Origin of the sequence: Bacillus bruguierae (assembly GCF_037104725.1) — a bacterium.
Classification (GTDB): Bacteria; Bacillota; Bacilli; order Bacillales; family Bacillaceae_G; genus Bacillus_A; species Bacillus_A bruguierae.
The window spans coordinates 637,419-656,970 of sequence record NZ_JBAWSX010000001.1 but is presented as its reverse complement, the minus strand read 5'-3'; the positions used below and the strand labels follow the sequence as shown (position 1 = coordinate 656,970).

At 36.9% G+C, this 19,552-nt stretch carries 27 protein-coding genes and 1 pseudogene; 5 read left to right on the top strand and 23 right to left on the bottom strand.

Features of this window, described 5'->3' with window-relative positions:
• Positions 1-114 precede the first annotated feature (114 nt).
• From WAZ07_RS03345 to accB, 8 genes are all read right to left on the bottom strand, one after another.
• The gene (locus WAZ07_RS03345; protein ID WP_336471293.1) at positions 115-1,008 is read right to left on the bottom strand and encodes a polyprenyl synthetase family protein; all 894 of its coding nucleotides are present in this window, start codon (positions 1,006-1,008) and stop codon (positions 115-117) included.
• Positions 1,008-1,238 (bottom strand): exodeoxyribonuclease VII small subunit, encoded by a 231-nt coding sequence (locus tag WAZ07_RS03340; RefSeq protein ID WP_090913912.1) that lies wholly within the window; start codon positions 1,236-1,238, stop codon positions 1,008-1,010. Before WAZ07_RS03340 ends, WAZ07_RS03345 begins: the two co-directional genes overlap by 1 nt.
• The gene (gene xseA / locus WAZ07_RS03335; protein ID WP_336471292.1) at positions 1,228-2,586 is read right to left on the bottom strand and encodes an exodeoxyribonuclease VII large subunit; all 1,359 of its coding nucleotides are present in this window, start codon (positions 2,584-2,586) and stop codon (positions 1,228-1,230) included. The genes WAZ07_RS03340 and xseA overlap by 11 nt, the downstream gene beginning before the upstream one ends.
• 27 nt (positions 2,587-2,613) lie before the next feature.
• A complete protein-coding gene (gene folD / locus WAZ07_RS03330) occupies positions 2,614-3,474 on the bottom strand; it encodes a bifunctional methylenetetrahydrofolate dehydrogenase/methenyltetrahydrofolate cyclohydrolase FolD (RefSeq protein ID WP_336471291.1) in 861 nt (286 codons plus the stop codon).
• 180 nt (positions 3,475-3,654) lie between these two features.
• A complete protein-coding gene (gene nusB / locus WAZ07_RS03325; RefSeq protein ID WP_090913906.1) occupies positions 3,655-4,038 on the bottom strand; it encodes a transcription antitermination factor NusB in 384 nt (127 codons plus the stop codon).
• 344 nt (positions 4,039-4,382) lie between these two features.
• Positions 4,383-4,775: an Asp23/Gls24 family envelope stress response protein gene (locus WAZ07_RS03320; protein ID WP_090913905.1), complete on the bottom strand. Its 393-nt coding sequence runs from the start codon at positions 4,773-4,775 to the stop codon at positions 4,383-4,385.
• A 23-nt stretch (positions 4,776-4,798) separates the two neighbouring features.
• On the bottom strand, positions 4,799-6,151 hold the full coding sequence (accC, locus tag WAZ07_RS03315; RefSeq protein ID WP_336471424.1) for an acetyl-CoA carboxylase biotin carboxylase subunit: 1,353 nt from the start codon (positions 6,149-6,151) through the stop codon (positions 4,799-4,801).
• A 17-nt stretch (positions 6,152-6,168) separates the two neighbouring features.
• Complete coding sequence (gene accB / locus WAZ07_RS03310) at positions 6,169-6,651, bottom strand: acetyl-CoA carboxylase biotin carboxyl carrier protein (RefSeq protein WP_090913901.1); 483 nt, start codon at positions 6,649-6,651, stop codon at positions 6,169-6,171.
• Between the two features lie 1,016 nt (positions 6,652-7,667).
• Between accB and WAZ07_RS03305 the strand changes: the two genes are divergently transcribed.
• Positions 7,668-7,880: a DNA recombination protein RecO gene (locus tag WAZ07_RS03305; RefSeq protein WP_336471290.1), complete on the top strand. Its 213-nt coding sequence runs from the start codon at positions 7,668-7,670 to the stop codon at positions 7,878-7,880.
• A 4-nt stretch (positions 7,881-7,884) separates the two neighbouring features.
• Here the strand turns inward: WAZ07_RS03305 and WAZ07_RS03300 are convergent, their stop codons facing one another.
• Genes WAZ07_RS03300 through WAZ07_RS03260 form a run of 9 tightly spaced genes read right to left on the bottom strand, consistent with a single transcriptional unit; the run spans position 7,885 to position 13,273 of the window.
• Complete coding sequence (locus tag WAZ07_RS03300) at positions 7,885-8,442, bottom strand: SpoIIIAH-like family protein (protein ID WP_090913897.1); 558 nt, start codon at positions 8,440-8,442, stop codon at positions 7,885-7,887.
• A gap of 12 nt (positions 8,443-8,454) precedes the next feature.
• A complete protein-coding gene (gene spoIIIAG, locus WAZ07_RS03295; protein WP_336471289.1) occupies positions 8,455-9,093 on the bottom strand; it encodes a stage III sporulation protein AG in 639 nt (212 codons plus the stop codon).
• Positions 9,086-9,715 (bottom strand): stage III sporulation protein AF, encoded by a 630-nt coding sequence (spoIIIAF, locus tag WAZ07_RS03290; RefSeq protein ID WP_336471288.1) that lies wholly within the window; start codon positions 9,713-9,715, stop codon positions 9,086-9,088. The genes spoIIIAG and spoIIIAF overlap by 8 nt, the downstream gene beginning before the upstream one ends.
• Positions 9,716-9,727: 12 nt before the next feature.
• A complete protein-coding gene (gene spoIIIAE / locus WAZ07_RS03285; RefSeq protein ID WP_336471423.1) occupies positions 9,728-10,900 on the bottom strand; it encodes a stage III sporulation protein AE in 1,173 nt (390 codons plus the stop codon).
• An 11-nt stretch (positions 10,901-10,911) separates the two neighbouring features.
• The gene (gene spoIIIAD / locus WAZ07_RS03280; protein ID WP_396547485.1) at positions 10,912-11,298 is read right to left on the bottom strand and encodes a stage III sporulation protein AD; all 387 of its coding nucleotides are present in this window, start codon (positions 11,296-11,298) and stop codon (positions 10,912-10,914) included.
• Positions 11,299-11,318: 20 nt separating this feature from the next.
• Positions 11,319-11,522 (bottom strand): stage III sporulation protein AC, encoded by a 204-nt coding sequence (spoIIIAC, locus tag WAZ07_RS03275; protein ID WP_020061584.1) that lies wholly within the window; start codon positions 11,520-11,522, stop codon positions 11,319-11,321.
• Positions 11,523-11,534: 12 nt separating this feature from the next.
• The gene (spoIIIAB, locus tag WAZ07_RS03270; RefSeq protein ID WP_336471287.1) at positions 11,535-12,050 is read right to left on the bottom strand and encodes a stage III sporulation protein SpoIIIAB; all 516 of its coding nucleotides are present in this window, start codon (positions 12,048-12,050) and stop codon (positions 11,535-11,537) included.
• Positions 12,047-12,970, bottom strand: coding sequence for a stage III sporulation protein AA (gene spoIIIAA, locus WAZ07_RS03265; RefSeq protein WP_090913888.1), 924 nt, complete (start codon positions 12,968-12,970; stop codon positions 12,047-12,049). Before spoIIIAA ends, spoIIIAB begins: the two co-directional genes overlap by 4 nt.
• 21 nt (positions 12,971-12,991) lie before the next feature.
• Entirely contained in the window at positions 12,992-13,273 is a 282-nt protein-coding gene (locus tag WAZ07_RS03260) for a YqhV family protein (protein WP_035429538.1), read from the bottom strand.
• Positions 13,274-13,494: 221 nt separating this feature from the next.
• Between WAZ07_RS03260 and WAZ07_RS03255 the strand changes: the two genes are divergently transcribed.
• A complete protein-coding gene (locus tag WAZ07_RS03255; RefSeq protein WP_336471421.1) occupies positions 13,495-13,797 on the top strand; it encodes a hypothetical protein in 303 nt (100 codons plus the stop codon).
• A gap of 43 nt (positions 13,798-13,840) precedes the next feature.
• Here WAZ07_RS03255 and efp read toward each other — a convergent pair whose 3' ends face one another.
• From efp to WAZ07_RS03235, 4 genes and pseudogenes are all read right to left on the bottom strand, one after another.
• Positions 13,841-14,398 (bottom strand): elongation factor P, encoded by a 558-nt coding sequence (gene efp / locus WAZ07_RS03250; protein WP_336471286.1) that lies wholly within the window; start codon positions 14,396-14,398, stop codon positions 13,841-13,843.
• A 20-nt stretch (positions 14,399-14,418) separates the two neighbouring features.
• Positions 14,419-15,480 carry a Xaa-Pro dipeptidase gene (pepQ, locus tag WAZ07_RS03245; protein WP_336471285.1) on the bottom strand — a complete coding sequence of 354 codons (1,062 nt, stop codon included), beginning with the start codon at positions 15,478-15,480 and terminating at the stop codon, positions 14,419-14,421.
• 3 nt (positions 15,481-15,483) lie between these two features.
• Positions 15,484-15,924, bottom strand: coding sequence for a type II 3-dehydroquinate dehydratase (gene aroQ / locus WAZ07_RS03240; protein ID WP_336471284.1), 441 nt, complete (start codon positions 15,922-15,924; stop codon positions 15,484-15,486).
• Positions 15,925-15,974: 50 nt separating this feature from the next.
• Positions 15,975-16,461 (bottom strand): annotated as a pseudogene (locus tag WAZ07_RS03235) (YqhR family membrane protein).
• Between the two features lie 239 nt (positions 16,462-16,700).
• Between WAZ07_RS03235 and WAZ07_RS03230 the strand changes: the two are divergent.
• Complete coding sequence (locus WAZ07_RS03230; RefSeq protein WP_336471283.1) at positions 16,701-17,624, top strand: DUF1385 domain-containing protein; 924 nt, start codon at positions 16,701-16,703, stop codon at positions 17,622-17,624.
• Positions 17,625-17,706: 82 nt separating this feature from the next.
• Positions 17,707-18,111, top strand: coding sequence for an SA1362 family protein (locus WAZ07_RS03225; RefSeq protein ID WP_336471282.1), 405 nt, complete (start codon positions 17,707-17,709; stop codon positions 18,109-18,111).
• 40 nt (positions 18,112-18,151) lie between these two features.
• Here WAZ07_RS03225 and mntR read toward each other — a convergent pair whose 3' ends face one another.
• Together mntR and WAZ07_RS03215 are read right to left on the bottom strand one after the other, a co-directional pair.
• A complete protein-coding gene (gene mntR / locus WAZ07_RS03220) occupies positions 18,152-18,580 on the bottom strand; it encodes a transcriptional regulator MntR (protein WP_336471281.1) in 429 nt (142 codons plus the stop codon).
• 424 nt (positions 18,581-19,004) lie between these two features.
• Entirely contained in the window at positions 19,005-19,160 is a 156-nt protein-coding gene (locus tag WAZ07_RS03215) for a hypothetical protein (protein ID WP_336471280.1), read from the bottom strand.
• Between the two features lie 72 nt (positions 19,161-19,232).
• Here WAZ07_RS03215 and WAZ07_RS03210 point away from each other — a divergent pair, with 72 nt between their 5' ends.
• Positions 19,233-19,550 carry a PadR family transcriptional regulator gene (locus WAZ07_RS03210; RefSeq protein ID WP_336471279.1) on the top strand — a complete coding sequence of 106 codons (318 nt, stop codon included), beginning with the start codon at positions 19,233-19,235 and terminating at the stop codon, positions 19,548-19,550.
• The last annotated feature ends 2 nt before the right edge of the window (positions 19,551-19,552 follow it).

Below are 19,552 nucleotides of genomic sequence, written 5' to 3'. Positions count from 1 at the left end.
GATAACGGCAATGTAATCTACGTATATTTTTGCCAATAAAAAGAAAAGAAAAACCTTTGTCTACATTTATACCATAAAATCCTGAATGGCTCAACAAATGAAAACATTCTTATACTAGTGGTTGCGTTTTGCAATTAAATCGCAAATTACTAACAAATATTCATCTTGTAATTGTAAAGAAGAAATTGCATCTTTTGCTTTTATAATTGTTTCTTCCAAAATTTTCTTCGCTTCTTCTACTGTAAATAACGTTGTATATGTACTTTTTTCATTTGTCATATCGCTTCCGACTGGTTTCCCAATCTCTTCTTCCGTTCCTTCTACATCTAGAATATCATCACGAATTTGAAAAGCAAGTCCGACATACTTCGCAAAAGCAAGTAATTTTTCTTGTTGCTCAGCCCTAGCCCCTGATAATAACGCACCAGCTAATACGGCAAATTCTAATAAACGTCCAGTTTTATGCTTATGAATATATTCTAGCTCATGAAGAGTTAATTGCTTCCCTTCTGCTTCCATATCCGCAACTTGCCCACCAACCATTCCTTCTGGCCCTGCTGCTTTGGCAAGTTCCAATGCGATGCGCAGTTTTGTTTCAGAAGTAATTTCTTTATGGTCTTGCTCTGTTACAACTTGGAATGCATACGTTAACAACCCATCACCAGCTAATACGGCCATGGCCTCACCAAACACTTTATGATTTGTTGGTTTCCCGCGGCGTAAGTCATCATCATCCATACAAGGTAAATCATCATGAATTAAAGAATACGTATGAATCATTTCTAGTGCACAAGCTGTACCTATCCCTAATTCTCTATCTTTTCCAAACGCTTGTAGTGTTGCAAATAAAAGTAACGGACGGAGGCGCTTCCCACCCGCTTCTAATGAATACATCATCGCCTCGCGAATTACATCCGGACATTGTAAATCATTTGCATAACGCACAAGATTTTCTTCTACTAACGCTTTACTTTCTCTCATAAAAGCATCAAAAGCTACATGCGTCATTATGCTTCCTCTCCTAAAGTAGAAAATGGACGAAGTTCACCATTTTCACCAAGTATGACTGCCATTTGTTCTTGTACGTCTTTTAATTTTTCATCGCAAAGCTTAGAAAGTTCCATACCTTCTTTAAAATACGAAATCGCTTCCTCAAGCGGAACATCACCTTGTTCGAGCTTGGAAACAATTTGTTCAAGCTTTGCAATAGCTTCTTCAAAGCTCACTTTATTTTCCATCGCCTAGTTCACGCTCCTCTATTCCCCATACATTACAGTCTAGCACACCATCTTGAAGCTGCACTGTAACTTCATCTCCAAGCCCAATTCCTTTTACACTTTTTAAGACCTGTTTCTCATTATTATAAACAAGACCGTAGCCTCGCATCATCACCTTAAGAGGACTTAACGTTTCTAACTTCTCTATCGCTCTTGTAAAAGCAAACTCTTTTCCTCGTAGAAGAGTTTGCATTTCACGTTGCAATTGCTTTTGCAATGTGTCTAACGTCTGCCTTGTTTGTTCGATTTTTTGCGCAGGGTGATGCTTTCCTAAATAAAATGACAACTGCTGAAGTTGATTGGTCTTCTTTTCTATGTAACGCTCTTTCGTTTGCATCAACTTATCAATTGTACGATCCAATTGCTCTTCCTTTTGCTCATACAATTGCTTTGGATAGCGAAATGCATATGATTTTTGTAATGCTTGCAAATGTTCCTGCTTATAGTTCAACATCTCACGCATCGCTCGCGTCAAGCGAAGTGTACGCTGCATCACTTTTTCTTCTAATTCAAGAATGTGAGGAACTGCCAGTTCAGCTGCCGCTGTTGGCGTTGGAGCTCTTAAGTCCGCTACAAAATCTGCAATAGTAAAATCTGTTTCATGTCCCACAGCAGAAATGATTGGAATTTGACTCGCAAAGATTGCTCGGGCCACTGTTTCTTCATTAAATGCCCACAGCTCTTCAATCGACCCTCCGCCGCGCCCAACAATTAACACATCTATACCATTCATTTCATTGGCCTTTTCAATAGCTTGTACAATTGAGGGAGCTGCAAACTCCCCTTGCACAAGAACTGGAAATACAATTACCCTTCCAATCGGATAGCGACGTGCAATTGTCGTTATAATATCACGAATTGCTGCACCCGTTGGCGACGTAATCACACCAATTGTTGTTGGATAAGCAGGTATTGGCTGCTTGTATACTTGTGAAAACAGCCCTTCTTCTTCTAAACGAGCCTTTAACTGCTCATATGCTAAATGAAGATTTCCCACTCCATCTGGCTGCATATCATGAATATAAATCTGGTATGAACCACTTGCTTCATAAACAGAAATTTTCCCTTTTACAAGCACTTTCATCCCGTCTTCTGGTCTGAACTTTACATTGCGATTATGACTCGCAAACATAACCGCAGCAATTCTTGCATTTTCATCTTTTAATGTGAAATACATATGACCGCGGCTATGATATTTAAAATTTGAAATTTCTCCTTTTAACCAAACAGACTGTAGATGAGGGTCATACTCTATTTTAGTTTTCATATAACGAGTTAACGCTGTAACGGTTAAATATTGCTTTTCCATTTCTCTCTCCTCATAGCCGCCATGCAATTATTTACAAAAAACACCTGCGCGCTGTGCAGATAATACTGTATTTTCTAATAGCATTGTAATCGTCATTGGGCCTACGCCTTTTGGTACTGGTGTAATGTGACTTGCAACGTTTAATACATCGTCGAAATCAACATCACCGCATAGTTTTCCTGTTTCTAAACGATTTACTCCGACATCAATTACAACTGCGCCTTCTTTTACGTAATCAGCTGTTACCATTTTCGCTCTTCCAACTGCAACAATTAAAATATCAGCTAACTTCGTTAATTCTTTTATATTCGCTGTTTTGGAATGACAATATGTAACTGTTGCATTTTCATTTAAAAACAGTTGTCCTACTGGTTTTCCAACAATATTGCTTCGTCCAATAACAACAACGTGTTTCCCTGTAATATCAAGATTTGTTTCTTTTACTAATTCTAAAATACCATGCGGCGTACATGGAAGGAACGTATCTTGTCCTGTCATCATACGCCCGATACTAATTGGATGGAAACCATCCACATCTTTCTCAGGAGAAATTTTTTCAATGATAGCTTTCTCTTCAATATGATTTGGCAACGGTAACTGCACTAAAATACCATGAATACGATCATCATTATTTAAACGGTCGATTTCCGCTAATAAACGATCTTGTGTAATTGTATCTGGAAATGTAATTAACTCAGAATAAATACCAACTTGTTCGCAGCCTTTTTCTTTCCCCTTTACATACGAATGAGAAGCTGGATCGTCTCCAACTAAAATAACAGCTAGCCCTGGTACAATTCCTTGTTCTTCTAGTTCTGCAACTTTCTCTTTTAACTGCGCTCGCTTTTTCTCTGCAACTTCATTTCCTTTGATGATTACTGCTACCATTTCAAAATTCCCCCTTTAAAAATTACAAAGCTACTTTTTTCTCCCGCTCTAACGGGCAGTATAGCTTCCACATTAACATTCTAAAAAATGAAAGAATAAAGGTGAAAGATAACTGCCCGTAAAAGTCTGATTGGTAAGAGCTTTCTGAAGCGAGGATGAAGTTCCCCGCCCAAGAAAATTTTACTGTATACTAGATAAAACGCCGTTAATAAAACGCCGAGATTCCTCGTCTCCGTATGCTTTTGCAATTTCAATTGCCTCGTTAATTGATACGCTGTGCGGAATATCTTCCATGTATTTCATTTCATATACAGCAAGTCGTAAAATACTGCGATCAACAATGCTAATGCGTTCTAATTTCCACTTTTTTAAATTTTGACGAATAAGCTCATCAATTACTTCTTTATGCTCTACACATCCGAAGACAAGTGCTTCTAAAAATTCATTTGTATTTTCGCCTTCTTCAAGTGTGTTTTCTACTGCTGCTTTCGGATTGTAGTCTCCGGTAATATCCATTTGATAAAGTGCTTGCATCGCTCTTTCTCTAGCCGTCCTACGTTTCATGATAACTCTCCTTTGTACTTCAAGTCTTTCCTTATGTTTTGTTATATTATTATAATTTATAAGCCATTGAATTACTTACCCTTTATAATTTTTTCTGACCCTTCAATCTTATAATACAATGATAATACCATAATTTATCGTTTCATACACGAGTTCCCTCACGGAAAAATAATAAAAAGATTAACTTCAAGTTCCATATCATACCACAATGTACGTTTTTTTCAAAAACTCGCGTTCACCTTTAAATTTTTTCATTTTTTTAAATAATATAATTTTTTAAGTTTGAATAGAAAGAAACAAAACGATAAAAAAGGTGCCTGAGTAACAAGGCACCTTTTACAGTATTATACTGGCTCGATTTCTGTCTTTGGTGCTTCAAATGTTACACCAACGATATGCACGTTTATTTCTTTCGGTTCAAGGCCTGTCATTGTAAACAACGCTTGACGAATATTATCTTGAATGTTTTGTGCAACAACTGGAATTGCTACACCAAAATACATTAATACGTAAACATCAACAATAATATCATCGTTTGCTAATTCTACTTTTACGCCTTTTCCATGATTTTTCTTTCCTAACTTCTCAACAACATCTGTTGCAAAGTTACCACGCATTGCTGCTACGCCTTCTACTTCAGAAGCAGCAATACCTGCAATTACTTCAATTACTTCCGGTGCGATTTCTACTTTACCAAGAGTTGTATCTTGTCCCATGTCTAACATATGTTCAGCCATGAAAAAAACCTCCTTTAAATGTATCACTGCGCCGTTAAATCATGCTGTTCTAAAAACTTCGTATTAAATTCACCTTGTACAAATTCAGGGTGGTCAAGAAGTTGTAAATGGAACGGAATCGTCGTATGTACACCCTCAATGACGAATTCACTTAACGCTCGTTTCATTTTCGCAATTGCTTCTTCACGTGTTTTTCCATAAACGATGAGCTTTGCAACCATCGAATCGTAATAAGGCGGAATCGTATACCCAGGATATACAGCTGAATCGACGCGAATACCAAATCCCCCTGGCGGTAAATACATTTCTACCTTACCTGGAGATGGCATAAAGTTTTTGGCAGGGTTTTCCGCATTAATTCGGCACTCAATTGCCCAACCGTTAAATTGTACTTCTTCTTGCTGCAGCGATAACTGCTCTCCTGATGCAACGCGAATTTGCTCTTTAATAAGGTCTACTCCCGTCACCATTTCAGTTACAGGATGCTCAACTTGAATTCGCGTATTCATTTCCATGAAATAGAAACTTTTCGTTTTATATTCGTAAATAAATTCAACTGTGCCAGCACCCGTATAATCTACTGCTGCCGCCGCTTTTACTGCTGCTTCTCCCATTCGTTGACGGATAGTAGCATCTAATACTGGAGATGGTGACTCTTCTAGCAGTTTTTGCAAACGACGCTGAATTGTACAATCGCGCTCTCCTAAATGAATGACGTTACCATGGCTATCTGCCATCACTTGAATTTCTACATGACGGAAATCTTCAATATACTTTTCTAAGTATACACCAGGGTTTCCAAAAGCGGTACTTGCCTCTTGCTGTGTAATTTGAATTCCTTTTACAAGCTCTTCTTCCGTGCGCGCAACGCGAATTCCCTTACCGCCGCCGCCCGCTGTTGCTTTAATAATAACAGGATATCCAATTCTCTCTGCAAGTGCTACTGCTTCTTCGATATTTTTAATAATTCCTTGTGAACCCGGTACAATCGGAACCCCTGCTTCCTTCATTGTATCACGTGCAACGTCTTTTGTGCCCATTTTTGAAATAGCTTCCGGGCTTGGACCGATAAAAATCAAATTACATTCACGACAAAGCTCTGCAAAATCAGCATTTTCTGCTAAAAAACCATATCCGGGGTGAATTGCATCACAACCCGTTAATTTTGCAACGCTAATAATGTTAGTTAAGTTTAAATAGCTTTCCTTTGATACAGTTGGTCCAACGCAGTATGCTTCATCGGCAATTTGTACATGAAGTGCTTCTTTATCTGCTTCAGAATAAATTGCAACTGTTTCAATATTCATTTCTTTGCAAGCACGAATAATTCGTACCGCAATTTCCCCGCGGTTCGCAATTAATACTTTTTTAATCATCATTCCAGACTCCCTTATTATGCTTTTACAAGAAATAGCGGTTGTCCATATTCAACAAGCTGACCGTTATTCACAAGAATTTCAACGATTTCCCCATTTACTTCTGCTTCAATTTCATTAAAGAGTTTCATCGCTTCTACAATACAAACAATTTTCCCTTCTGTTACGCGATCTCCAACATTTACATATGCTGGTGCATCTGGTGATGGAGAAGCATAGAACGTTCCAACCATCGGAGAAGTAATTTTTAGTAAGTTCTCATCTTGTAATACTTGTTTCGCTTCCTGCTTTGGAGCTTCACTTTGAGCTGGTGCAGCAACTACTTCTGGCACTACAGCTTGTACAGGTTTCTGCACTGCCAGAGCAGGTTGCACAGCAATTACTTCATTGCCACGCTTTTTCATCTTAATTGTAGTACCATCTTTTTTGTATTCGAATTCATCAATATTAGAATCATCAATTAACTTAATCAATTCACGAACTTCTTGAATTTTAAACATGTAAAATCCACTCCTATATACTTGTTTTTCCTGTTGTAACAGCTCAAACTATCAGTAATAAATACCATTTACTGAATCCAGCTAGAACAGTCAATCATAAATTTCTTCTCGTACTATCAATGAAAAACTACTATGAAGTTTCATACTCTATAAATACAAATTAAAAAATCGACATAAAACCCTCTTTCTTTTTATGCAGGCGAGAGCGTCTGGCCATGCATAGAAGCAGTCAGGGCCTTTTCCTACCACATGCCAGGTTTAAAACAAAAGGAGAAAGCAAGTAGCGGTCATGTTGTATGCTGCATAGCAGCGACCTATATGCCGAAAAATTAAAATGGATATATATAAATCCATATTGAAAACCTGCATAAAAATCACTGTTTTTTAGTAAGTAAGAGCATCTGGCTATGCATAGAAGCGGTCAGATCCCTTTCCTGCCAAGTGCAATTTGAAAACAAAGAAAGACAATCACTTTTTGTTCTGCATAGCAGTGACTTATATGTTGGAAAATCAAAATGTATTTATATATATATTCATCTTACGATAAATATTTTCAACATTCCAATTTTATTTCTTCTGTATGATGTATGAAAATTCCTGTAAAAATAACAGTATGCCATTTTACTACCTAGTAATAATACCAAGTTTCACTCAAAATTGGCAAGACCACTTCCTAAAAAACACTCTCATCCACTTCATTTATATAAATCCATATTGTTTTCTCAACATATAGGTCGTGGCTATGCAGAATAAAACATGACCTTCTCTCGCTTACTCCCTTTGTTTTAAATCTAGCGCGTGTCAGGAAAAGGTCCTGACCGCTTCTATGCACGGCCAGGTGCACTCGCCCCTCGAAAAAGAAAAGGGTTTTTATGTTGTTTTTTCAATTTGCGTTTATTTATGTGAGTTTATATATTTTTTACTAAGTAATTGAAGTTTATTTACATCCACTTCATATTTCCTTCATATAAGAGTAGTATCGTAAAGATAGAATCATATACAGTGAGGTGTGGGACGTGAACATTTGGCTTATTCTCTTTCTACCAGCTGTTATTATTTGGGGTGTATCCCTCTTTATTCAAATGAAATGCGGACAAAGTAATCACCTTCATCAAGAACCAATGATTTTTCACTCACAACGAATTTCTCCTATAAAAACGAAAGAAACTGAACTACGATTGTTAGACAAACTTCTATTAGATAAAAAAAGCTATCGAAAAAATCGATAGCTTTTTACTTTGCTATTTCATATCGAACGTCTGCCATTAAGCCCGTCTCACTTTTTACAAGCTGTATAATTTTATTTGCTTCTTTTGCAGAAAGTTTTGCTGCTTTTACTGTCACTTTAACATCATTTCCATCTGCACGTACAAGCGCATCTTTAAAACCGCCTTCTGTTTTAATTAATGTCTCCAATAACGTTTCTTTTGTCGCTAAATCGCTCAATGCATCAAATTCATTCTTTGCTTTATTTCTCTCTTCGGCAGAAGTGGTTGTTGAGTTCATTACATCTTGCAATTTTTCCTTTGCTTCACTACGCTGATCCTCCATTTTTAAACGCAGTGCTGTGAAACTATCATCACTAGCTGAATGACTCGATACATTTCCTTCTTTCTTACCTGTTTCTTTTTTACTAGTTTCCTTTTCAGAGCCTTGCTTCTCTTTCGCTCCTTCTCCTAATGATGTTGTTACAACCTTTGTTTTATTATCTGGAGTCATTACATAGTATACTGAAAGTACAATAACCAAACTTAACATCGTTAATAACCAAACTGTTTGTTTTTTTAACACTTTATTTCCTCCCTAATTCTTTTTTGGTAAAACAGATACACGGTGACTTGGAACCTCTAACATACGTGTAACAGCTTCTATCACCATCTGTTTCACTTGTAAATTATCCACTCCTTTTGCAACAACAAGAACGCCGCGAACTTTCGGCTTATTTTCTCGAAGTATAATAGGAGCTTCTTTATCACCTTGGCGTACAATCACTGTTTTTTCATCTGTCGATTCATCTTCAACTTTCCGCTTTCCGCCTTCTTTATCTGTTTCGTCCGTCGTTTGCGATCGCTTCACCGTATTTTTATCAAGTATTTTTTCTTCTGATGAATCAAGATTAATTTCAATTGTTACATCTTTAACGCCTGTAACACTTTCTAATGCTTCTTTTAATTGTTGTTCATATTCTTTTTCATATTTATCAATGTTAGATTTGTTGTCACTATTCTTTTGTCCAAATGTTGGTACATCTTTTACTTGCTCTGTTTGCGATTTGAGAACAGGTACTTCTGGCTTTTTTGCTTGGAAAAGGTTACCAGAAAACATAAGGATGATCCCAAGTATGAGTAAAATGATCAAAAACTTAGCTGAAATTTTTTTCTCTTTCTCATCTTTTTCATTTCCTTTAAAAAGATTGCGAAAAAATTGAAATTTATTATTCATTTACTTTCCCTATCCCCCCTTCCACCTGAATCTTAATTTTGTTCTCTTCCAATTGCCATTTGTTTGAGAAGAATTGTTTCATTTCAGCTGTATTTTGTTCTGACGTCTTTCGAGGTTCCTTCGAGTTAATGTCTACCTTTTGAATCGTTTCAATAGCTCCTGCTCGGCTTCGTTCATTTGCCTGAAGCGTTACAATAACAGATTGAATATCTTGCTGAGATTTCACTTCTTTTTTGTCTTCTGGTACTTTTATCTGCAAACTCATAACGGCCATACCATATTGCTTTTCTAGTTCTTTTCCAACTTGTTTTTTCATTTGGACAGCCATCTGTTCTAAAATATATGCACGTTGTGAGGCTTGTATTTCTTTTTTCTTTTCATTAATTTTATTTTCTATTGATCCGTTTGCCATATACTTGTCCTGACTAGCATTTGCAATCACATCTTGAATATCTGTTTGAAACAATTTAAATAAAGGGGTTAAGATCAAAACGACTAGAAGCAAACTTACAACAAACTTGACATACTTTTGTAAATTTGAATTAGGAAGTAACATATGAAGCATCGTTGCTAATAGTAGAAACACAATAATATTCCGAATCCACTCCACGACAAATTGCAACCTTCTCACCTCCTAACGCATCATTAACGTAATATTTCCAGCTGCAATAACAATCGTGATACTTAGAAAAAACATGAACGATACAATGGCCAAACAAGCAAACACGTATATAATGCTTCTTCCGATAATGTCCAGACATTGAATAATTGTTCCTCCACCAACAGGTTGCAGCACTGCTGCCGCAAATTTATAAATGAACGCAATGCAGAAAATTTGAATAGCAGGAAAAGCAACGATAAGTAATAAAATAACAACCCCAACAATCCCCACTGTATTTTTTAATAAAGCCGATGCACTAAGTACAGTGTCTGCTGCTTCAGTAAACATCCGGCCGACAACTGGAATAAAGTTTCCCGTTACAAATTTTGCTGTTTTAACAGCAATCCCATCCGCTACCGCTGTTGCCGTTCCTTGTACAGAGAGCACACCCAAAAAGATTGTTAAAAAAATCCCAATGATGCTAACGCTAACATTTTGCAGCAGTTTGGACAATTTTGTAACTTTATATTGATCGCTCATTGTACTGACAATACTTAAAATTGTAGCAAGGAGAAGAAGCGGTAAAACAATATAATTCATAAGCATTCCGCTCGTATTCATAAGAAAAACGATAATTGGATGAAAGAAAGAAACAGATACAACACCGCCTCCTGTCGCTATGAGCGCTAACAAAATAGGGAGGAGCGCTAAAATGAAATCGATCATTGTTTGAATGGTGTCTTTTGTATACGTCATAACAACATAAAAACTGTTTAAAGCAAAAACGATAAGTACCATATATACAACAGCATCCGCTATTTTCCCAACGCTACTTTTTGCAAAAGCAGATTGAAGCGATTGTAAAAGCGCGCTGAAAATAGTAAGCATAATGAGTGTCCCAAGTAACTTTCCGTTCGCTACTAATTCATGAAATAAATATTTTAGTAATCCAATCACCCACTCTTTAATTGAAAATTCTTTTTCCCCTTTGACAAACTCCATAAAATTCCCCTTCTGGCTTTCCGGCAAATACCCTCCATACTTAGCAACAAGGTCATCCCAATATTTCTTTACACCTTCTATCCCAAGCTTTCCTAGCTGTTCATCTACAACGTTTTGTTCTAGAGGGGAAGCTTGTACGATAATTGGCAAAGAAAAAAAGAGGAAAAAAGCAAACGAAAGCTTTATTCCAAACGAGCGCACAATTCACCCCTCCTTTATCCGGTTGGTAAAAAACCGAGAATCGTTTCAATTACAACAGTTAATATCGGAATCGCCATCACTAAAATTAAAATTTTTCCCGCTAATTCAATTTTTGAAGCAATTGCTCCTTGCCCTGCATCTTTCGTAATTTGTGCACCGAATTCTGCAATGTAAGCAATTCCAATAATTTTCAGCAGTGTTTCCACATACACATTACTCACTTTCGCTTCATTTGCAATACGTTCAATCATCGTTAAAATAGAATGAATTTGATCAATTATAAGTAAAAACATAATGCTACTAACAAACACAATAAATAATGAAGTTACACTCGATTTATGCTGATTCAATACTGCCGCCAAAAAAGTTGCCACAAGTCCAAGTCCTACAATTTGTAATATTTCGATTCGAATCGCCCCCTTTACTGAAAAAGAAAGACGCTTTTAATCTTGTCAAATAAATTGTTAATTAAAAATGCAACCTGAAATAAAATAACGACAAAACCAACGAGAATCACCCAGTTGGCAATATCTTCTCGCTTTAGTTCTTTCAGCACAGTATGAATGAAAGCTAAAATAATACCAATGCCTGCAATTTGAAAGATTAACCCAACGTCGATCGACATCACCTTTCCCCCTTACAACAGTAAAATAACGATAAGTAATCCTGCTAATACTCCTAAACTTTTCATCATCTTTTCGTACTGAATTTGCATTTCCTTTGCTTCTCCTTCTTCTCTCTCTAAATGTGTAATACATAAACGAATATGTTTTTGCTGTGATTCACGATCATGTTGTCCAAGCGTTTCTCCAAATTGCTGTAAAATCTCATATTCCGTTTGCTTCAATGCTGTGAGTTTCCAATTTTCTTGTAAACTATCCATCCATGCTTCCCGAACCGTTTGCTCTCCCGTTTCTAATCGTTCGTGAAAACTATGAAAAAACCAGTTCAAAGGCTTAGGCATTTGTTTTACAAGGCGTGCAGCTGCCTTAGACAAAGGAGTATGTCCATACATAATTTCCGCCTCAAGTGATTGCAAAGCCGCCTTTAACAACCGTAGTTGGCGAGGGCGCTCACTATATTTCTTCGCATATGAAAAACCAAAAAATGTTGATACAGCAACAATAAGTGCAGCGCCAAAAAATTTAATCATACGCTCAGCACCTTCTCTCCGCGGTGAATTGGCTTTCCACTGCCATCTTTCATATTCATAATCGTTCCTGGTCCTTTTATTTTAGAAAGCTCAATAAAACGTTCGAACACGCCCAGCTCTATGATTTTCCTTAGTGAAGGTCGTTTCAGTATATCTTCATGCCCTTGTCCATGCACACTAGTAAATAATTGAACACCAGCATGAACAGCTTCCATAATTGCTTCACTATCTTCTGGACGACCGATTTCGTCAACAATTAATATATCGGGACTCATTGAGCGAATCATCATCATCATACCTTCTGCTTTTGGGCATGCATCTAACACATCCACTCTTGTTCCAAACTCATATTGCGGAACACCTTTCACGCACCCCGCAATTTCTGATCTTTCGTCTACGATACCAACTTTACAAGAAGGAATATGTTGCCTTGGAACACCCGCACTCATGAGGCGCGCTACATCACGCAATAATGTTGTTTTCCCTGTTTGGGGTGGACCGATAATCATTGTATTTAGCCAATGCTTCTCATATAAATATGGTATAAGCGGCTCGGCAATCCCCTTTTTTTGCCGAGCAATTCGAATATTAAATGATGCCACATCCCGAATCATTTTCACTGTACTCTTTTCCATAATGACTTTGCCCGCTAATCCAACGCGATGCCCTCCGCGCAGTGTAACATACCCTCGCTTTAATTCTTCTTCCATCGTATAAAGTGAATATTGACTAAGCTTATTCAGTAAATATGCCGCATCTTCTGTCGTCACAGTATAGTTATAAAAATGCGCTTCCCCGCGCGCAATGCATTCAAGCGGTCGACCAACCCGAACCCGTATTTCTTCCAATCCGTCACATTCCTTATAATCTTGTATAAAACGTTCGATTTGCCTTGGCAACATCTCTAATACTTCTTTCATAGCTCTCTCCCCATCACATCGCTATTTCAGTACTGCAATAAAAATACAACCGATTCCAAGCGCCAAAAAAAATAATTTCAAAAAAGAAATTTCATTCGTAACACTCGCAATTCCAATTGACATCGTTACAATCAAAACAGTTGGGCCAACAAATGCAAGCATACCATTTACGAACAATGCTTTTTTGGCATCATTGAAATACAACATAAGCAAAGCGGCGAAAATTTCCATGCTGCCTGAGAAGATCCTAAGAAGCGCCATTACGAGCACGGACGTTTCAAATGCCGCTAGCCACTGTTTCATCCTCTCACCTTCTTTCGTTATCCTTACACCGTCCTAACAGCACACATATATCCCGCTCAAACAAGATGAAAGAGTACATTTGTACAACCATATGCACAGGTTGTCTATTTCAGAAGTGAAAAAGTAATTTTTTTGATTATCAAATAAAATTAAGAGGATTTTTTGTAAAAATATGTTATATTGAAGCAAAAAGGGAAAATATACGAAAATTCTAAAAAAAAATCCTTACAGTCTTTATAGAGGTGGCTACTATTTTCTTATTTTCCAAATTTGGTAATTGGACATTTATAGAAAGTTTCTTTTTAGGAAGTTTAGCCATTTTTGAAATCACATGGCTGGTTCTTTTGAATATGAACCGAAACACGCATATGGATCGTGTCATCACAAAAAGTTTGACGGGGTTTAACACCGGGGAAGTAACACCTTTTCAAATTCGAATGAACCCTTATATAACAGGGACCCTTCTACTACTTACCATTAGCTTTATTATTACTGTCATCTATTATCTACCTTATTTCACATAAAAAAACACTCGTGGATATTTAATACCACGAGTGTCTTGTTTTATTACGCACGAGAAACGTATTTTGATTCTCCTGTGTTAATAATAAGCATTTCACCTTCATTAATGAAGATTGGTACTTGTACAACTAGACCAGTTTCTAATGTAGCTGGTTTTGTTACGTTAGAAGCTGTGTCACCTTTAATACCTGGTTCTGTTTCAACAACTTTTAACTCAACAGTGTTTGGAAGTTCTACACCAAGTACTTCGCCTTGGTATGTCATGATTGCTATTTCCATGTTTTCTTTCAAGAATTTTAATTCATGTTCGATTTGCTTTTCACCAAGTTCGATTTGCTCGTATGTTCCGTTGTCCATGAATACATGAGCTTCACCGCTTGCATATAAATATTGCATACGACGGTTTTCGATATGCGCTTTTTCTACTTTTTCACCAGCACGGAATGTTTTTTCTTGAACAGAACCTGTGCGAAGGTTACGTAATTTAGAACGAACGAATGCTGCACCTTTACCTGGTTTTACGTGTTGGAAATCGATAACCTGCCATAGGCTGTTGTCCACCGCAATTGTTAATCCTGTACGAAAATCGTTTACTGAAATCATGCAAAAAATCCTCCTGTGTATTACAAAATAATAAGTTCTTTTGGAGATTTAGTTAACACTTCATTACCTTCAGCTGTTACTATAATATCATCTTCAATGCGAACTCCGCCTACATTTGGAATATAAATTCCCGGTTCTACAGTGACTGCCATTCCTGGCTCAAGTACCGTTTCAGAGCGGAATGCTAAACTTGGTGCTTCATGAATTTCAAGACCAATTCCATGACCTGTAGAATGCCCGAAATACTCACCGTATCCTTTTTCAGTTATGTAGTCACGTGTTAATGCATCTGCTTCACGACCAGTTAAACCAGCTTTAATACCGTTTACACCGCGCAATTGTGCTTCTAATACGATATTATAAATTTCCTTTAACTTATCAGACGGCTCACCTACTGCAATTGTGCGAGTAATATCGGAACAATATCCTTTATAGTAAGCACCGAAGTCTAATGTAACAAAATCTCCCTTTTCTATCAATTTTTCAGATGCCACGCCGTGCGGCAATGCTGAACGAAGTCCCGAAGCAACGATAATATCAAACGAAGAAGATGTTGCTCCTTGCTTTCTCATGAAAAATTCAAGTTCATTTGACACTTCAATCTCAGATACTCCCGGGCGAATAAATGATAGAATATGTTCAAAGGCAGCATCTGCAATCTGTGCAGCTTCCTTTAATATCTTAATCTCTGAATCAGTCTTAATCAAGCGTAACTTTTCTACAATACCAGATGTTGCAACAAATTCTGCATCAACTTCTTCTTTGTATGCTGTATAAGAGCTGTATGTAAGGGTATCTTGCTCAAAACCAAGCTTTTGAATTCCTAAGTCTTTTACTTGTTTTGCAACTTCTTCAATAATCGTACCTGTATGCTGTACGATTTCATAACCAACCGCTTGTTTTTGCGCTTGTTCAACGTAGCGGAAATCTGTAATAAATAAAGCGCGTTCGTTTGAAATTAATACAACGCCTGCTGTTCCTGTAAAGTTTGTCATATATCTACGACTATGTTGATTCGTTAATAAAATACCATCAATACCCGCTTCCCCAAATGCACTTCTTAATTTTGTAAGTTTCTCCATGAATTACGCCTCCTGAATTTTCTCCACTAATGCAAGTAACGCTAAATGATAACCATACAAACCGAACCCTACAATTTGTCCCACTGTGACCGGCGCCGTAACAGATACATGGCGAAACGATTCGCGCTGGTGAATATTTGAAATATGTACCTCAATAACAGGAATCGAAACACTCGCAATTGCATCACGAATTGCATAGCTATAATGCGTAAATGCTCCTGGATTTAGAATAATCCCTTTATATGTACCCTCAGCCTCATGAATAATATCAATAATGGCACCTTCATGATTAGATTGGAAACACTCTAGCTCCACTCCCAAACTTTCTGCTTGTTGCTTCATATCTGTTTCTAACGACGCTAACGTCCCTGTACCATATACATTAACCTCTCGCACACCAAGACGGTTTAAATTAGGACCGTTAACGAGGAGCAACTTTTCCATATATCTAACTCCTTAATAAAAAATGTCTATATAATATTCTACCATACCTCTCACTTATTTGAATAGTTTGTCTTCTTCTGCATCTCTTGTACTAGTATTGTTATTCACCTCAAATGAAACGGAGTATGCAATAAAAACACCATATAAAATAAAAATACACGCTGTTGTTACAATCGTTTCCTTAGGCATTCCTATCATGCTTTTTATAACTGGTGCAACAGGTGCAATGACAAAGAATAATAATCCCCACCATACAAGACCGTATATTATACCTGGAATTAGACCTTCAAACTTACTAAAAATTACTTTATATACAAAGGCCACAAGAATTGAAAGTATCCCCATACATATAATACCACCTATATTTCCCCATACCCCTTCTTTCCAATCTCCAAGCGCAAATGGGAGTAACAAATAATTAGGTCCCAGGGCAGTAAAAGAAAAAATATGAAGAAAGTACCAAGCAGCTCCCCAAAACAACCCTCCAAACACACCAATTTGGACAATTTTTTTCGTGACAGATTGTTCTTGTTTCACATCCACACCTCCGTCTACTAGTATGTCCGAAACTTATTTAAAGCATGTTTAAATACTGCGAAATTTGTCTATAAAAAGAATAGGAAATGTCCGCCTATCCTGCTGATTTTCCTTGTCAGAAGTGCACCTTTGTCGATAAAATAAAGGAAACTGTAGTGATGTCATACAATATAATGACATCACCTAGAGTCGCTACCTCTTTTCTGATAAGAGAGAAACAAATACAGGTTGGTGTTGACATGGCAGAAGAGACAAAACAAATCTACGGCGGTCAAGCGGTAGTAGAAGGAGTTATGTTTGGCGGTAGAGAATATACTGTTACAGCGATTCGTCGTAAAGATAAATCTATCGAATTTTATCGATTACCTCGCGTTCGTAATAAAGTATCATCTATGTTTAAAAAAATTCCATTTCTACGCGGAATCGCGGCAATTATTGATGCGAGTGCAAACGGAGCAAAACATTTAAATTTTGCCTCAGAACGCTTTGATGTAGATCCTTCAGAGGATGCACAATTCGCACAAAAAAAAGAAGAACAGTCGAAGTTAACGATGATACTTAGCGTTGCAGCAGTCGGTGTTTTATCCTTTATCTTTGGAAAAGTGATTTTCACGGCAGTTCCTGCAATTTTAGCAGAACTAACAAGACCTGTTTTTCCATCTCATACTGGGCAAATTATCATTGAAAGTGTTATTAAACTCATGCTATTGCTTAGTTACATTTACTTTGTTTCACTGACTCCACTTATTAAACGTGTATTTCAATATCACGGAGCAGAACATAAAGTAATTAATGCCTATGAGAGCAATCTTCCATTGACAGTAAAAAACGTACAAAAGCAAACTCGTCTCCATTATCGGTGCGGTAGCAGCTTCATTTTATTTACTGTTATTATAGGGATGTTTGTATATTTTCTCGTTCCAACCGATCCTCTTTGGGTTCGCGTTTTAAATCGTATTTTGCTCATCCCTGTAGTGCTAGGTATTTCATTTGAAGTGTTGCAATTTACAAACAGCTTACGAAGCGTTCCAGTGCTCCGCGCATTAGGATATCCTGGCCTATGGCTTCAGCTGTTAACAACGAAAGAACCAACAGATGATCAAGTTGAAGTAGCAATTGCATCATTTGAAGAATTACTTCGTCTAGAAGGAAAACAACAATAACTTTTTCGTAATGTTATTCAATTCCTTAACCTTTCGTTAATAAACTAATTAAAATATCTTTCTTTTTTAGGAGGTGTTCCTTATGAACGGTCGCTCATTTATGTTCGCTCTATTTGTTGTAATTGTTGGATTAGCAATATTTAACCTTGTATCATTCACAATTGAAGATCCAATGGGAGTTGTAAAAAACATTGCGATAATGCTTATTGTTGTTGGTGTCTTTTATTTACTTTATAAAATGCTTACAAGTTCGAGCAGTTCAGCTACTAACTCACAATCTTCCTACAAACGTGCTGCGAAACAATCAAACCGAAAATATGGAAAACAAAATGTAACACCCCTAAGTAACAATCTGTTAAAGAAAAATGCTTCCGATCCAAAAGGAAAGAAAGGAAATACTTCCTTCCTAAAACGAAAAAGAAAGCAATCCCATTTAACAGTCATTGAAGGTAAAAAAGGCAAAAAGAAAGACCGCGCTTCTTTTTAAGAAGTGTGGTCTTTCTTTTTTATTGTTGTAATATGTCCAATTACTGCGCTTGCTCTTCATTTGCCTTTTGGACACTACGAAGCTTCTCAATGCGAAGCTCATCTTGCTCAAAGTATTGCACCAAATCACCAATGCGATCGATAGCTTCCCAGCTTAAATGATGTTCAATTCCTTCTACATCATTATAAATTTTACTTTCATCTACACCGATAATACGCATAAACTGTTCTAACAACTCATGACGATAAACAAGGCGCTTACCAATCTTTTTCCCTTTTAATGTTAATACAAGCCCTCTATATTTTTCATAAATTAGATATTCATCTTTATCAAGTTTCTGTACCATTTTTGTTACAGAGGATGGATGTACATTAAGCGCTTCAGCAATATCAGATACACGGGCATATCCCTTTTCTTCAATTAACAAATAAATTTGTTCGATATAATCTTCCATACTAGGAGTAGGCATCGTTTTCCTCCATCCAATTTAGTTTATATATTCCGCACTAAGCAATCAATAAAATGATACAACAGAAAGGATATTGTGACAAGGGATAAACAAGCCCATTTTCCGTAACACATAAAAGAACCCACGTTATATATGCGGGTTCTTTCATGTGAAATATTGGTAAATACTCAGTTACTTTATGAAAAATCAACAGAAAAGCATTTTTTTAAATGGGCGAGAAGGACTGGCAATGCATAGGAGCGGTCAGGGCCTTTTCCTGCCACGTGCAAGGTTTGAAAACAAAAGTAGACAATAAGTGCAGGCCCCTGCCCTGTCTGCATGACAACAGTCTATATGCCAAAAAATGAATTTTCAAGTAATAGAGAGACACATCTTCACTAGAATCATACCCTTTTCTAAATTTCTAAAAGGTATAGCTGAGTAGTTACAAATATTGATAAATATCATATCTAGTTGTTTCTTCTAATTTCGTCACCTCATCTTTTGGATAAACATATTTTCCAATTTCATATCGAGCTTTGTATTTGGATAACGCTGCTGGATTACTTTTTTGCTGGTTTCCTGCTTCAGTAACTTGCAAGGCAAGTTACTAAATGCTATACTCCAAATAACAACTACCTTGCAAGGCAAGTTACCCGGAGGTGGTAAAGTAATGCACAGTCAAATGTTAAAAGGTGTGCTGGAAGGGTGTATTTTATATATCATTTCGCAAGAAGAAGTGTATGGATACGAACTCAGTACGAAATTACATCAACATGGTTTTACATTCGTAAGTGAAGGAAGTATCTATCCTCTATTGTTACGTATGCAAAAAGAAAAACTCATTGAAGGCACATTAAAAGCCTCCAGCCTTGGACCGAAGCGCAAATATTATCACGTTACAAAAAAAGGCTTTGAGCAACTGGAGGAATTTAAAAAAAGTTGGGATATGGTATCAACCACGGTAAATAATTTGTTAAAGGGAGAGTGAAA